This is a genomic window from Pseudomonas sp. Tof1 (assembly GCF_055390395.1).
In genome coordinates, this window is record NZ_AP024344.1 from 5,105,828 (window position 1) to 5,119,236 (window position 13,409).

At 58.9% G+C, this 13,409-nt stretch carries 10 protein-coding genes; all 10 read right to left on the reverse strand.

What is annotated here, in order from left to right:
• Window positions 1-208: 208 nt before the first annotated feature.
• On the reverse strand, window positions 209-4,780 hold the full coding sequence (locus ACZ5KU_RS22810) for an RHS repeat domain-containing protein (protein ID WP_464736310.1): 4,572 nt from the start codon (window positions 4,778-4,780) through the stop codon (window positions 209-211).
• Complete coding sequence (locus ACZ5KU_RS22815; protein ID WP_464736311.1) at window positions 4,768-5,019, reverse strand: hypothetical protein; 252 nt, start codon at window positions 5,017-5,019, stop codon at window positions 4,768-4,770. Before ACZ5KU_RS22815 ends, ACZ5KU_RS22810 begins: the two co-directional genes overlap by 13 nt.
• A gap of 18 nt (window positions 5,020-5,037) precedes the next feature.
• Window positions 5,038-5,523: a hypothetical protein gene (locus ACZ5KU_RS22820; protein ID WP_464736312.1), complete on the reverse strand. Its 486-nt coding sequence runs from the start codon at window positions 5,521-5,523 to the stop codon at window positions 5,038-5,040.
• Between the two features lie 59 nt (window positions 5,524-5,582).
• Window positions 5,583-6,086: a hypothetical protein gene (locus tag ACZ5KU_RS22825; RefSeq protein ID WP_464736313.1), complete on the reverse strand. Its 504-nt coding sequence runs from the start codon at window positions 6,084-6,086 to the stop codon at window positions 5,583-5,585.
• The gene (locus tag ACZ5KU_RS22830) at window positions 6,083-7,657 is read right to left on the reverse strand and encodes a hypothetical protein (RefSeq protein ID WP_464736314.1); all 1,575 of its coding nucleotides are present in this window, start codon (window positions 7,655-7,657) and stop codon (window positions 6,083-6,085) included. Before ACZ5KU_RS22830 ends, ACZ5KU_RS22825 begins: the two co-directional genes overlap by 4 nt.
• A gap of 62 nt (window positions 7,658-7,719) precedes the next feature.
• The gene (locus ACZ5KU_RS22835; protein WP_464736315.1) at window positions 7,720-8,475 is read right to left on the reverse strand and encodes a hypothetical protein; all 756 of its coding nucleotides are present in this window, start codon (window positions 8,473-8,475) and stop codon (window positions 7,720-7,722) included.
• A gap of 59 nt (window positions 8,476-8,534) precedes the next feature.
• Window positions 8,535-10,634 carry a hypothetical protein gene (locus ACZ5KU_RS22840; protein ID WP_464736316.1) on the reverse strand — a complete coding sequence of 700 codons (2,100 nt, stop codon included), beginning with the start codon at window positions 10,632-10,634 and terminating at the stop codon, window positions 8,535-8,537.
• A complete protein-coding gene (locus ACZ5KU_RS22845; RefSeq protein ID WP_464736317.1) occupies window positions 10,634-10,831 on the reverse strand; it encodes a hypothetical protein in 198 nt (65 codons plus the stop codon). Before ACZ5KU_RS22845 ends, ACZ5KU_RS22840 begins: the two co-directional genes overlap by 1 nt.
• Before the next feature lie 69 nt (window positions 10,832-10,900).
• Window positions 10,901-11,377 (reverse strand): hypothetical protein, encoded by a 477-nt coding sequence (locus ACZ5KU_RS22850; RefSeq protein ID WP_464736318.1) that lies wholly within the window; start codon window positions 11,375-11,377, stop codon window positions 10,901-10,903.
• Complete coding sequence (locus tag ACZ5KU_RS22855) at window positions 11,374-13,329, reverse strand: hypothetical protein (RefSeq protein ID WP_464736319.1); 1,956 nt, start codon at window positions 13,327-13,329, stop codon at window positions 11,374-11,376. The genes ACZ5KU_RS22850 and ACZ5KU_RS22855 overlap by 4 nt, the downstream gene beginning before the upstream one ends.
• Window positions 13,330-13,409: the final 80 nt, after the last annotated feature.

Genomic DNA, 13,409 nt, shown 5'->3' on the forward strand with positions numbered 1-13,409 from the left:
AGGGCTTTTTCCTCAGGTAGCGCAAGGCTGCAACAGTGGAGAAAGTTTTAGATATTATGTACAGAAATCAAACAACAAATCATATTAAGTAGGAAAACTCTCAAGACCTCCACACCGGACAGCATCCGGCATGAAATTTTATAAAACAATAGACCTACACGCTTACTTTCCTCACCGACACAAGAAATATCGTCAGAATTATAGGAAGTTACGGACCCAGACGCCGATTTCTATCCTTAGGCGCACTACCTCGCGTACCCGAAGACAAATAAGCTCTAGCATTCTGACGCGCACCACCTCTGACATTCGGATCAGGAACAAACTTTCCATGTTTAACAACCCCCTTTTGACTCATCATTTGCTCTTCAAGATTTAAATATTTACTTTTCCTAACAACATCATTGACCTCGGATGTTTTAAATCTCGTCGCGTTTTCCTGCACTGACGAAAATTGAGCAGAGTTAGGCTTGGAAGGAATCGACTCATAGAAGTGGTTTTTTGATGTAGGGGGGCTTGACCACTCAGTATGAAGTCTCGCATTCTTAGGCACCGACGGTAGTTTATTACTCTGAGAAAATTTGATAGGATATAGTTGCGACTGATTTGATGCTTTAAGGGTAGCTGACGAATTACTCTTAACGAAATTTCCAGCCTCAACAGCTTTTTGTGGTGCAGAGATGGGTGTGGGGCGAAGCATACTTTCAGAGCTAAAGAAATTTCCAGCTCCTAGCCGTGTACCAGCCGCCCCCTTAGTTGCGTTAAGCCTAGCTGCCTGCGCTGTCAAATTACGATTAATGAAGAAGCTAATAGTTTTGGCCAATATTTTAAACGAAAGATTCCCCGTCGGATCCACCCTATTGATCGAATCCCCTTCACAATACGCATACGCATTCATCCCCCCCTCATCAAACGGGCTCTCATCATCCGGGCTATAAAACCGCATCAACCCCGGGCTATACGCCCGGTAGCCGTTTCCCAGCAGATAGCACCCATTCTGCTCCTCCAGCAATTCCCCATTGAAACCCAGCCCGCAGCTCACCGCCTGCCCGCTGCTGCGCTCACCATAGGCGCTATAGGCCATATCCCGTCGCTCGCCCTGCGAGTCGACTTCACTAAGCACACTGTTGGCCGCATCGCCGGCCAGCAACAGCGTGCCGCTGCCCTGCCGCTCGGCCAGCAGGCTATCGCCACCACGCATGAAGGTACGGTTCTGCTGTGGCCCCAGGGTATTGGCCAGTTCCCCGTCACGATAGAACCGTTGCTGGCTCTCACTGCCCTCCTGCTGGTGCGACAGGCTATCCAACGGATCGTAGCTGTAACGGCGCGGCGTTCCCCCACTCGGCGCACTGACGCTGAGCAGGCGATTGAGCGCATCGTATTCCAGGATTCGCCCAGCTTCGTCGGTGGTGAGGTTGCCATTGGGGTCGTAGGTCAGTTGAATCGATGGCGGGTAGCCGGCATCGCCAGCGTTGATCACCTCGGTCAACTGGACCGGGTCCTGGGGATTGTTGAACAGGTACTCGGCCACATTGCTCTTGCCATCGGCCGTGTCGGTGATCACCAGGGTGATATTGTCCAGCCCATCGAGGATGAAGGTCTGGCTGGCAATGGCATTGCCATAAGGGTCCTCAGGCGGCTGGCTGCCCGTGCAGGTATAAGTCTCCAGCCGGCGGCGCAGGTCATAGGTGTAGCGCTCGGCGCGCAGGGTCTCGCTGCCTTCGGCCAGGGTACGAGTCAGCAGGGCGTCGACATCGTCGTAGCGCTGGGTCAGCGTCTGCCGGACCCCATCGAGGTCGAAATGTCGCTCGATCTCGCGGTTGAACTCGTCGTATTCCAGGGCGATGCTCACCCGCCGCTTCTGACCGGGGGCACTCTCATCCTCGGTCTCGATCAGGCGGACATTGCCCAGCTCATCGTAATGGAAGCGCGACAGTGTGCTGCCCAGGGAAGTCTGTTCCAGACGGCCTTGCAGGTCGTAACGGTATTCCTGGGTCTGGCCCAGCACATCGGTGTATTCCAGCAGGCGCCCGCGCAGGCTGTAAAGGTAGTGCATCACCCGCTCGGGCCCGCCCTCGTCCTGGCGGGTCTCGCTTTTCAGTTCGCCGTGGCTGAAGTAGGTGCGGCTCAGGGTCTGGCCCGTTTCGCTGCAGCTCAACAGGCGGGCGTTCTGCGGGTCGTACTCGTAGTCGCTGGTGACTCCGGGCAGGCGGCGCTGCCGCGGTTCCTCACAGAGGGAGGGGCGGTACTCGTAACCGATATCCTGCCCACCGGGCGTGGTCACCAGCTTGGGCTGGTTCTGCTGCGGTTCATATTTGAGCGTCTGCACGCGGCCACCAGTGACCGACTCGGTCATCCGTCCCAGGCCATCGAAGGCTTGCGTGCCCAGGGTCTTCTTGTCGACGCTGATCAGGGTGGGCCAGTCCTCGGCGCTGTGTTCGGCATACTCACGGACCACCACAGCCCCCAGTGGCAATCTGTTCTGCACCAGCCGGTTGAAGGCGTCGTAGCTGTATTCGGTGATCCGCAACGGGCTGCGTAACCCGACCTCTTCCTTCACCGAACGGCCCAGACCGTCATAGCTGTTCTTCTGCCGGCTGATCGGCTTGTCCGCCAGATCGATACGCTCGACCAGCACCGGCTTTTCGAACAGGTTGAACTGGGTGACGGTGACGCCGCTGCGCTTGGCCGGCGTGGCAGCGTCCTGTTGCCAGCTACGCTCCGTGGGCCCGGTCACGCCGTCGCCGATGGGGTCGGTCTCGGTGTGCTCCTCGACCCCGTCGGGGCGGATCACGCAGCACTGCTGGTTCCAGTCATCGAACTGGAACTGGCTGACCAGCGGTACGTTCTTGAACATTGCCCAGTCCACGTCCCACCAGTCGAACTCCACCTGCCGGATCAGGTTGCCGAACTCGTCGTAGCTGGCCTCGTAGGTCTGGCGCATCGTCGTCGGCGTGGCACTGTCGGCATCGGCGCGCTCCTCGCGGATCGGTCGGTTCAGCCCATCGAGGGTGGTCACCGTCTTGACCCCCTTGACGTCGAACAGCCGTTGCTCGGCGCGCTGCTGCAGGTTGGACGACAGGGAGTATTCGTAGCGCCGCGTAGCCTTGTAGACAGGGTCGTCCGGCGCCACGGTCTCGCTGGTGACCCGGTTCAGGGCATCGTAGGTGCGGCGGATCTCCACATCGTTGTCATCGCGCTCCAGCAGCGACTCGCCATTGAGCAACGAACTTTCCAGGGTGATGAGCTTGTTCACCGTATCGAAGTCGGTGCTCAGGGTCTGCAGCGTCTGCAGCACGGTCTCGCCCAGGCGGGCGCTGGCCAGCGCGCTGTAGACATAGTCGGTGTAGGTGGTCTTGCCGTTCATGACGACGCCCTGGCGCTGGATGCGGCCATGGCTCACCGGGTCGTCGGGCGCGTTGTAGTAGCTGTAGTCGGTACGTTGCAACTCGCTGTCGGTGGTGCCCTGCCGCACCCGGGTTTCCCGTTCGAGCGCCAGCCAGTCCGTACGGGCGCTGCCGGTCAGAGGTGGCTGGGCCGTGTAGCGATAGTCGGTACGCAGGGTCGGGGCTCCGGCAACATGGCCCGGCGCCGGGGTCGTGGTCTTGCGTTTGAGGTTACGGACAAAACCATCGGGGTCCGCGGGGCAGCCGTCCTCTCCCGCGGCCAGGTAGTAGGTGCTGGTTTCGACGATGCCGTTGGCCTGGGTCTCCACCAGCGGGTTGCCGAAACTGTCGTAGGTGGTGCTCGACTTCTCGCTGCGCCGGCGATTGGTGTCGACCACCCACCAACGGTTGATCGTCTCGAAGGGCAACTGGAAATAGGCCGGCTGGCTGTCGAAGGGGCCATCGACCAGGTGGTAGGTGGTCTCGACCTCCTGCTCCTTGTCATGGCGCCGGGTGGTTTCCCGAGTGAGCAGGTGAAAGCGGTTGAAGGTGCGCTTGATGCTGCGCAGCTTCTCACCCTTTTCCGACATCAGGTGCTCGGTGCTGCCGTACTCATAGCTGCGATCGGTGGCCTTGTAGAGGTTGTCCAGGCCGTCGTCGGTCCAGGTCAACGACAGGTTTCGTCCGAGGAAATTGTTCGAGGCGGGGTAGCTGCTGCTGTCGTCATAGCTGTAGCGGGTATCGACATCGGGCTGCCCGCCGCCGGGGAAAACCCGATGACGAGATACGCGGGGCACGGGCCGGCGGCCGCTGCCGGAGGGGAACTCATGGCCGACGGCATCGTAGTCCACGACTTCGCGCCCTCCCATGGGCGTCTGGATCTGCGACAGGCAGAAATAATCGCCGATCTTTTGATAATCCAGGCGCCAGCTGATATTGCTTCCGGCATCAGCCGGCAAGGTAATGACCCTGGCCAACTTGCTGGCGCTGGTATCCAGAGTCACCACATAGCTGGCCAGCGCACCATTGCCGGGGCCCTTGCCGGGATGCAGGTCCAGGGTCAGGCTGCCGGTATCGCGGCGCACCTGCACCAGGCGCCCCTGGATATCGTCGATCCACTCGAGCATCCAGTGGCGCTGCTCGAAATTCCGGTAACCGAGCCTGACCTTATGGCCTTCGGGCGACAGGATCTGCACCGGCAGGGCAATCCGATCATTGCCGCTGCCATGCACCTTGAGCCGCTCGATCAGGCCGGACTTGTGCACCAGGCGATAGTCGTAGTCCGTCCCGTCATGGGTATAGAAACGAAAGGTCGTCAGCTTGCGCTCCTTCATGATCTGTTCGTTGCCATCCTGCCCGGTGACCTTGAAGCGCTCGCCGGTGCTCAACGACAGCATCTGGTCATGGGGGTGAACTGCGACAACTGCAGGTTCCAGCCCAACCCGTAACCGCTGTCGAGCAGATTCATCGGGTTGAAGCTCAGTGCCAGGGGCACCAGCGGACCATTGAGGTAGTTGGTCTTGAACTCCGGGAAGTCAATGGACAGGGTGTATTGGTTGGTTCGTGGATCAACCCCGCCCTGCCAGTAACTCATGAAGTTAAAGGCATTGGAATGAACTGAAGTGGCATCGCTCATGACCTTGTGCTCCGTAACTTATGGTTTTGGCACCAAATCGCCTTTTTTGATACGCATGCAAGCCAACTGACCAGTTATATACCCACCGTTATAATGATAAGACTCCAACAGCACCCCTTTGTAAACAATGTCTTTAGGCTTATGCGTAGAAAGCTTGTCAGGAATAGATATATATATGGTATCGGTCGGCTCAATATAAGTGCGCACAGTATAATGCCAATTACCCTTGGGACTGCATTGAGCATTCGAATTAAACTCAATAGTCGTTCCCGAGGGAACACCATTCAGTTTAAAGAAGTTCAGCTTATCTCTCTTGCACTCCTTGTAATACCCCAGATCGATCTGCATGGTTTTTAATTCAACAACGCAAGTAGCGCCACCGCCATCCGCGTGTTGGGCCATGCTTATCGAGCCCTCCACCTCATTCGCCGCCAGAACATAACTGGCGACCGGGTTGATCGAGCAGAACAGTAGCCCCAGTGAAACCACCTTGAGCCGATTCATGACAATAATCCTCTCGCATTAAATGATATCAACGCCGCCAGATCGCAAACCTCGACTGATCAAGCATATTTTGACTGATCAAGCATATTTCGGGTGCCTACGTTTTGACTGGCGTTGAAATATATCCGACGCTGGTGCAAATTACCGTTCTCGTCCCGCAGGGCAACGATCAGATCCTGATCCAGTAACGGGCGCGGAGAATCTTTCGGCATAATAAACTTAACATTATCGGCCCGCCCCAACACGACACCAAACGTTCCTGGCTCATAAGGGCTGGGCTTTTCGATACTCAGCCTCAAGGGCTGGTTGTCCATTACAGGGATCGTACGCAGAGCATCGTCAAATCCGGTTTTCCCGGTATTTTCATCGGGTAGCATCGGGCTTTCGAAGTAATACACGGTATAACTGAACATGATTTCCGTAGGCCGTTCGCTTTCCCAACGAATCATCGACCGATTGATCTCGTTCATTGCCCCCGGGTGCGGCGGGAATTCCAGGGTGATAAACTTCTGCCCGCGGCACGTCAATAACCAGAAATCACCGCTGTTGAGTTCATAGTTCATCTGGTCTTCCACGCTGCCCGTGGGTATGCCCCATAGCCGCTTCTCACGGGTAAAGCTGTACTCGAACACTCCGGGATCCACGGCGACCACGGTGATTTTCGTTCCCACACCGCCCCCCCTGATTCTCCGGACCAATGCCAGGTATCGACATGGTCCTGCTGAAATCCGGCACTGAGGTCGGTGCTCTCGTTCTTCGCCGCCACGCTGAGCAGATAGAAGTACTGCTCGGTCAACGAATCGTCCTCTCCTGACGTAACAGGCGGCTCATCCGCGATCTTCGACTGGGTCGGGTTCCGAGGATCGGCGATAGCAAAATATTCGCTGGGCGTCTTGCGCACCTGCCATTCGAGCCCCGAAGGGACATCCTCGATACCCTCCTGGTCGGGCGGGATAATCTCCAGGAAATTCCGCCCGACATTGGTGGCCAGGCGCATACTCGCCCGCTCGGCCAGGCTCAGTTTGAAATACTTGAGCTCGCCTTCCACCAGGACGCCCTGGGTTTTGGTGGTCACGCGAACGCGCAACTGTTGATAACCGTTGCGCAACATCCGCCCCTGGCTCTCGTCAAACTCTCCGGCGGGTATTTCGATCTTGAACAGGGATAATTCCTTCCAGGTCGGCTCCGGCTCCGCCTGCGTCCTGTCGAGCAGGGCGATGTCCCGGAACAGCACCACGCCATTTCGCACCACCTCACAGGCCAGCACCGTGGCCTCGCTGACGCCGCCCGCCGGTGCCGTGTAGCGGCCCTGCTGGTCGATACTGCCGACACCACTGAGAATCCTCCAGCGCCTGGGCACATCGGGCAGCACGCTCTCGTCGCTGCGCAATTGCACATTGGCGCCCCCCGCCAGGTGCGGGATGAAGGCCGGCTCGACGTGCAGGAAGGACTGCGCATTGTTCAAGACCAGCAGCGACTCAACCGATTGGACAGGCGCACCGGTCTCGCAGAGCACCCGCTGCAGGGACAGCGACTTGCCCCTGGCTTCAGCATTAGCGGTGAACCGCCAATGCGCCCCCTGATCAGTTTTCTGCAGGCTGCCATGCAATGGGGCAAGCAGGCTGCAGGTGACGGTCTTGCCATCGTTGGCCGCCACGCTCAAGTCGATAGCGGCCTGCTGCGCCACATCCTGCACCTGCAGCGCCGGAGCCACTTCCAGGGACTCGAAATCCACTCGCAACAGGGCCGACGCGTGGTAGTTGCCCACGGAGGCCGTCACCACCACCTCCAGATTGTGATAACCGATCCTTTGCGGTGACACGGCGGTGTAGAGACCGCTGCCATCGATCCGACCATGCCCCTCCAGGGAGTGGCTGCGCAGGCTGACCGCGCTCCAGGTCACCCCGGTGAGCGGCTGGCCCTGCCAGTCGAGCAACTGGAAACGCTGCTGCTGGCCGGCCTTGATGGCCGCGAACGCGGGCTGCACCACCACACTGGCGGTGGTCGGGCTGATCTGGCCCACCGCCAGCCAATCGTGCGGCGTGTGGGTCGACAGCACCTTGAAGTAGTTCTGCTCGGGGAACAACAGGCTTTCCGGCACCTCCAGGTCATCGCCCACCGCATAGGACAGCACCTCCCGCGACACCACCAGCGAGGCGGTGTACCTGGGTTGACCGCTGTCCAGATCGCTGGGGATCAGAATGGGAAAATCCTCGCCCAGTTCCTGCCCCCCCCCTTGCCGCCCCGTACCTCGATCAGCGCCAGCACCACACCATCGCCTTCATTGGGAGCGCCCTTGATTCGCGCCCCCGGCTCCGCCTGGGTGCGCAGACGGAAGCGTTCCGGCGTCAGCTTGCGATAGCCTTTGAGGTTGATGCGCCCCAACTGGAAACTCGTCTGGCCGGGATCCAGTTCATTGAACCGCTGCTCGAAGAACGCGCCCAGGGCCTCCGCCTCCGGCGCCCCCAGCAAGTCGCAGGAAAATCGCGTGGCCCCGCGCAGGTCCATGGTGATACGGCCCTGGTGGTCGACCTCGGCCACCACCACCTTGAGGTCGACCCTCATGGTCACGCTGAAGCCCTGCTGCTGCGTGACATCGAACCGGGAACGCAATTGCAGCGCTGCACCCGCCTCGCGATGCCAGGTATGAATCTCGCCCGAGGTGATGGCCATGGTGACCGTGGCCGTGGAATCCCTGGATGTGGCGCTTTCGAACGACAGGCGGGGCGGCCCCAACCGCAGGGACTGCACCTGGATAACCTCGTCGTTCTGTTCACCCGTGCGGGTTTGACCACTGATATACGGCAGGAAACAGAACTGTTCGTAACGGGTGATATATTGCTGTTCCAGCAAATGGTTAAGCCGCACGCGGTTACAGGAAAAAATCGCATCCCACCCGCGTGTGATCAACTTTCCTTGCATCATTGACAGCAGTTCGTTTAACCGGGCCATGATTGCGTACTCTCTCAAGTTTATGCGTCACATCCTGATGAAAACCGCCAGCCGCTTGGTTAGCGACGCAGGCGGCCAAGGACCTTTGCCGCGTTCGCCAGGGGCAGTGGCAGGATGAAATAGCCTTCCAGCGTGCCAATGACCGGGGCGTTGAAAACCGCGGTAATCAAGGCAAAGTGCGCCGTGCTCTCGGCGTCCGCCCGGTACAGCCCCTGTGAGTCGATGGTGCCGGGGCCGGCGAAGCCGATGCCCCACTCCACGCCAAGCTCGACGGGCACGCCATTGAGCGAGGCTTGCAACTGCACGCTGCCCGGAGTCGAGCCAGCGAAATCGGCGCTGATGTGCAGGAGCGAGGTGCGCTGCAGCACCACCACATGGCTGGAGGCCGTCTCGCCGCTGGCCGGGTCGGTCACGCTCACTTCATCGAGCACATAGGTTTTCCCCGCCACCGGCCCGGCCGCCGTATAGGTGCAGTGCCGCGAAGTCTCGTCGAGATCAAGCGTGCCGCTTTCACCTTCGACCGGGTTCTCGATCTGCCACTCCAAGGGCCCGTGCCCCTGCGAGTACGCGGCCAACTCGACCTGCTCGCCCGGGTTGCACACCTGGATATCGGTGAGCACCCCCAGCGCCTGGCGCAGCACGGTAATGATCGTGACGCAGCTCTCACGGCTCTGGGGGTCTTCGGCGCGCAGCAATACCTGGACCGAAGGCCGGGCTCCCAGGGTATGGCGTGGGGGTGCGCGGTAGTTTCCCTGCGCATCGATCGTCCCCGCGTTGCTGGCGTCGAGGTTATCCAGGGAGTACACCACCGACCGCTGTGGTTCGACGGAGAACGCCAGGCGCCCGCCCGCCAGCACGGAGGGGTTGGCCGGTACGATCCGCAACGAGCCCGAAGGTGAGGCAAATGGGCCGAACGCAACATAATCTCGTGGCATCGCGATCATCGAAGGTTGCAGCGGCAGGATATCGGCCACGTCGGTGTGCTCGAGAAAATCCGGTGCCACCTCGGCCGTCAGCTTCTCGGAGTAGCGTTCAAGCAGCGCCGTCTTCACGATATGGCCGACAAAAGCCACGATGCGCTGGCGCATATCCGCCGACACGTTGTCTGGCAAATCGATCGGCACGACGTCTGGCTCGCGGGACTGGGGCACGAACACTTCGCCTTCCACTCCCGCGCCAAATTCGTCGTTCACCAACTGGAACACCTGCTCCAGGCGCCAGGAAAACTCAACGGTATAGGTGGTCCAGGAGGAAGTGTCGCTCTGTAGCCGATATTCCACCTTCACCCTGCCACGGGTCTGCCAGTGCTGCACCACCCGGGTCTCCTCGAAATCGGCCGACAGCGGCGCGGCGCCCTGCGTCGCCGAGAGTTCGAAGGCCTCGCTGCGGTACTCGTAGCGGTCATCCTTGTACTGGTTCACCGGGGGCACGCTGAACGCGCCGGCCTTGGCCCGGATGCCGGTTGCCCGGGCGCGACGGGCGCGGCCCCGCTGGTGGACGAATTCGAAATTATCGGCACCGAAGGTATCCAGCAGCGCCACGGCGAAGCCGGCACGGCTGACCAGGCTGGCGGAAAACTGGGCGGCGAACTCGTAGTCCTGGCCGGGGTCGTTGGGGATCAGGTATTTGTAGCCCGAGTCATTGCTCGGCTTGTGGCCGGCTTGCCCATGGGCCATGGTTGAATACAGCAGCAGGGCCCCCTCTTCGGAACCGGGCTCGGGCGACTGGCTACCGATCTCGACCCGTTCGAGGTGCATGAACGGGTTGCCCTGGTCGGCAAAACCCACCAGCGGATAGCTGCTGCGCTCGCCCAGCGCTTGCAGTTGCTGCTTGAAAAAGTGCCCGCCGGCATCCCGCTCATTCTGCGTGTCAGCGTCCATGAATTGGAAAACGGCCCCCTCCTGCGCCAGGTCGCACACCACCTGTGCCTCCTGCCCGGCGCTGGCGGCGCGGAAGGTGATCGGCACGACGCACTCCAACCGTGGGCCATCGAGCAGGCTGTAGGTACCCAGCGAACGGACAGCACCGTCGTGGGTGATGATTTTCTGGCCGCCGCTGAGTTGCAGGCTGACGCTCAGGTTATTGGATACGTACGAAGCCTGGGCAAAAGACAGTACGGGGTAATCCAGGGCACAGTCGTTGAGGTGGTACTGGACCATCACCCCGGCGTATCGGGTATTTCAAAAGAACCGCTGATGCCGCGCAAGGCGTTACCCAGGCTCAAGCGGGTCGCGTGCTGATCGCGCAATGCGGTATTGAGGGCACGCCCCGATAAAGCGAGCAAATGGTCCCAGTCATTGATGCGGCTGGTACCTTGCATCCAGCCCAACAGTTCCTCCAGCGAAAAACCGGCCATGTTCAATCTCCTGCTGATAACGGATCAGCGTGGATGAAATAGAGCTGTTCGTTTAAAAGTCGAACCGCGTTACGGATGACTCAACTGCTGCAATGCATTGGGAAACTCGATCAGCGGCAAAGGCAGGATGATGTGGCCTTTGAAAGTGCCGAAGCCCGGTATCTCGTATTGCGCGATGATGCAGACGAACCGCGCATCGGCATTCGGGTCCGAGTGATAGAGGCCCGGGATATCCGCATCCATATGACCTGGACCCTCGAATGCAATAAGCCACTCCACAACGCCCGTTACATCATCAGCAACCTTGGCCTTGAGTTGTATCTGCCCAGGCGGAAGTTGGCCTGCATCGGGATCCGGCGATAGGGTGATCAGTGGGTTTTGCCGCTTGACCAGCATATAGACCGACTGTGATTGCCCGTCGCAGGTCGCCACGACTTCGTCCAGCACATAGGTATCCGTCCCCGCTCCTGCCCCGGCAACATAGGTGTAGATGCCACCCTGCTGCTCGATCGTGCCGCTGCCGGGCCCCGGACTCTTGACCGTCACCTCGACGCTACCCTGCCCCAGTACCCCACGCCCAGCTCGACTTTCTCATTGACACTGCAAACGGTGATCAGCGGGTTGATCGTCAGGGGATTGGCCACCACCGTTACCAGTGCCGAGCTGTAGAAGCTCGTCGTGGGATCGGTCGCGGTGACCCGTACCCGGGTGAAACGGCCCTCGATCTGCCCGGCTTGCGGGGCCTGGTACACGCCAGTGGCAGGGTCGATGCTGCCGGGGTTGCGAGTGCGCAGGCAGAGGTCCTGCACTGTCCATTGCAAGCCGCTCATGACCGGTTGGGTCTGGAACCTGTGCGAGGCCCCCGCCGCCAACAGCGGTTCTGGCGTGGTGATTGCAAAATGGGTTTGTTGCGGGCTGATCCGACCAAAGAAACCGACATCGCCGGGAGAGTGAACTTCGTTGCCAACAATGGCATTACCAAAGTTGAGTTCAATATTTTCTTCGACGAACTCTCTGACTGAAAGGTTTGAGGGAATACTGTGTTTGAAGGCTGCTTCAATCGCATTCTTAAACGCGGGCCCCAGCAGGATTCTCAATAGAGCATCACCCAAAAACCAGATAATCGACCCTATGATATAAAAAATGAAAGTAGCAAATTGTTCCGGCGTCAGCCACCCGGGACTGGCTTTTGAAGAGGGTACCCACTCGCTTGACGAAGCTGGCTCTTCGGTATCGGCCTCATAATTGAATGCCTTCAACCTGATTTCTCCGCCATCGTTCGTATCGACCAGTTCATAATCCGCCAAAATGGACAAACTGTAGCATTTGAATAATTTACCCTCTTCAAGATCTCCAGGAGAAAGTTTTGGGTCACCCTCCCCTGGCTTTAAATTGATGGGTACAGAACCAGAGGCCTGTAGTCGGGCCGTCACTTCCTGCCCTTTGACTTCCAACACCAAAGCCTTGGCCAAGGGTATCGAGAAAGCATCGATCCAATAGGTCACTTCGGCCCAGGCCTCACGACCCAAAAAGTTGTGCACGAAACGTTCTGTAAGCTCCAAGGCCGGAATATCGAGTTTTCCTCCGTTCGATGTCGCCTTGATGAGTTCCTTGTCATCATTGAATTCGTAGGAAAAATCATAGGTACCAATCAAATCACCGAACGACTTGAGCAACTGCGCCATGATCACCCGTCCGCGGTTGAGCAATACCGTGGCGGAATAGTCCTTGTCCGCATCTTTCGGAATCAGGTAGCGAAAGCCGCTGTTCGGACCCGGGAAGCCACCCTCGTGACGGCCCTGCATACGCACGAAGGCCAGGATCGCCCCCTCGCCCTGCGCCCCACCTCGCTGGGTACGAAGGCCAAAGGATTGTGGCTGCATCAGCGGGTTCGCTCCCTCCTTGATCTCCCCTATGACCCATACCCGCTGATCATCGTCCAGTCGCTCGAACAGCTCCTTGAAAAACTTTCCTCCCTCGCTCTGTTCCAGTGGGTTCTCGGCGAAAGTCAGGCGAAAGTCGCTGCTTTTCTTCAGGTCCAGGCGGATGCGCCGGTCACCGTCGATCTGTCCCGGCACATCGACCAGCAGCAGCTTCAGGTACAGGCGGGGGCCTTGGCTGGGGGAGTACTCCTGGATCCGGGTCACCGTCCAGTGGTTGATGTCCCAAAGCAACGACAGCTGACTGCCTTCGACAATCGCCATCTCAAGGTTGGCCCGGGAATCGTTGAGATCCGTATCCTCATAGAACAAACGCGGCACATCCAGGGTGAAGTTGCTGATGGCCTCCATGAAATTATTGCCACTGGTGGGTACGAGTCCGCCAATTCCCGACAAGTAGGAGTTCTGGTCGAATCTCTCGATATATTGCTGCAGCAGCAGAGTATTGGTGGCATCGCGCTGCAATGCGATAATCGCGTCCCAACCGAGCATGCGTTTCTCATCTTCCAGCCAAGCCAGCAGTTCAGCTTTTGTATATGTCGTAGTTGTCATGATCATGACCCCTGATACCGTTCAAAAACAGCAGACACTTATCCCAAGCACCGTCAATTCACAGAAAAGCCCTGCTCGTTAAAAAC

Excerpts from the sequence above, each read along its gene's own strand:
- ACZ5KU_RS22835 (WP_464736315.1), bottom strand. The coding sequence starts at position 8,475 with ATGGCCCGGTTAAACGAACTGCTGTCAATGATGCAAGGAAAGTTGATC.
- ACZ5KU_RS22845 (WP_464736317.1), bottom strand. The coding sequence starts at position 10,831 with ATGGCCGGTTTTTCGCTGGAGGAACTGTTGGGCTGGATGCAAGGTACC.
- ACZ5KU_RS22815 (WP_464736311.1), bottom strand. The coding sequence starts at position 5,019 with ATGAGCGATGCCACTTCAGTTCATTCCAATGCCTTTAACTTCATGAGT.
- ACZ5KU_RS22810 (WP_464736310.1), bottom strand. The coding sequence starts at position 4,780 with ATGCTGTCGTTGAGCACCGGCGAGCGCTTCAAGGTCACCGGGCAGGAT.
- ACZ5KU_RS22855 (WP_464736319.1), bottom strand. The coding sequence starts at position 13,329 with ATGATCATGACAACTACGACATATACAAAAGCTGAACTGCTGGCTTGG.
- ACZ5KU_RS22820 (WP_464736312.1), bottom strand. The coding sequence starts at position 5,523 with ATGAATCGGCTCAAGGTGGTTTCACTGGGGCTACTGTTCTGCTCGATC.
- ACZ5KU_RS22840 (WP_464736316.1), bottom strand. The coding sequence starts at position 10,634 with ATGGTCCAGTACCACCTCAACGACTGTGCCCTGGATTACCCCGTACTG.
- ACZ5KU_RS22825 (WP_464736313.1), bottom strand. The coding sequence starts at position 6,086 with ATGAACTATGAACTCAACAGCGGTGATTTCTGGTTATTGACGTGCCGC.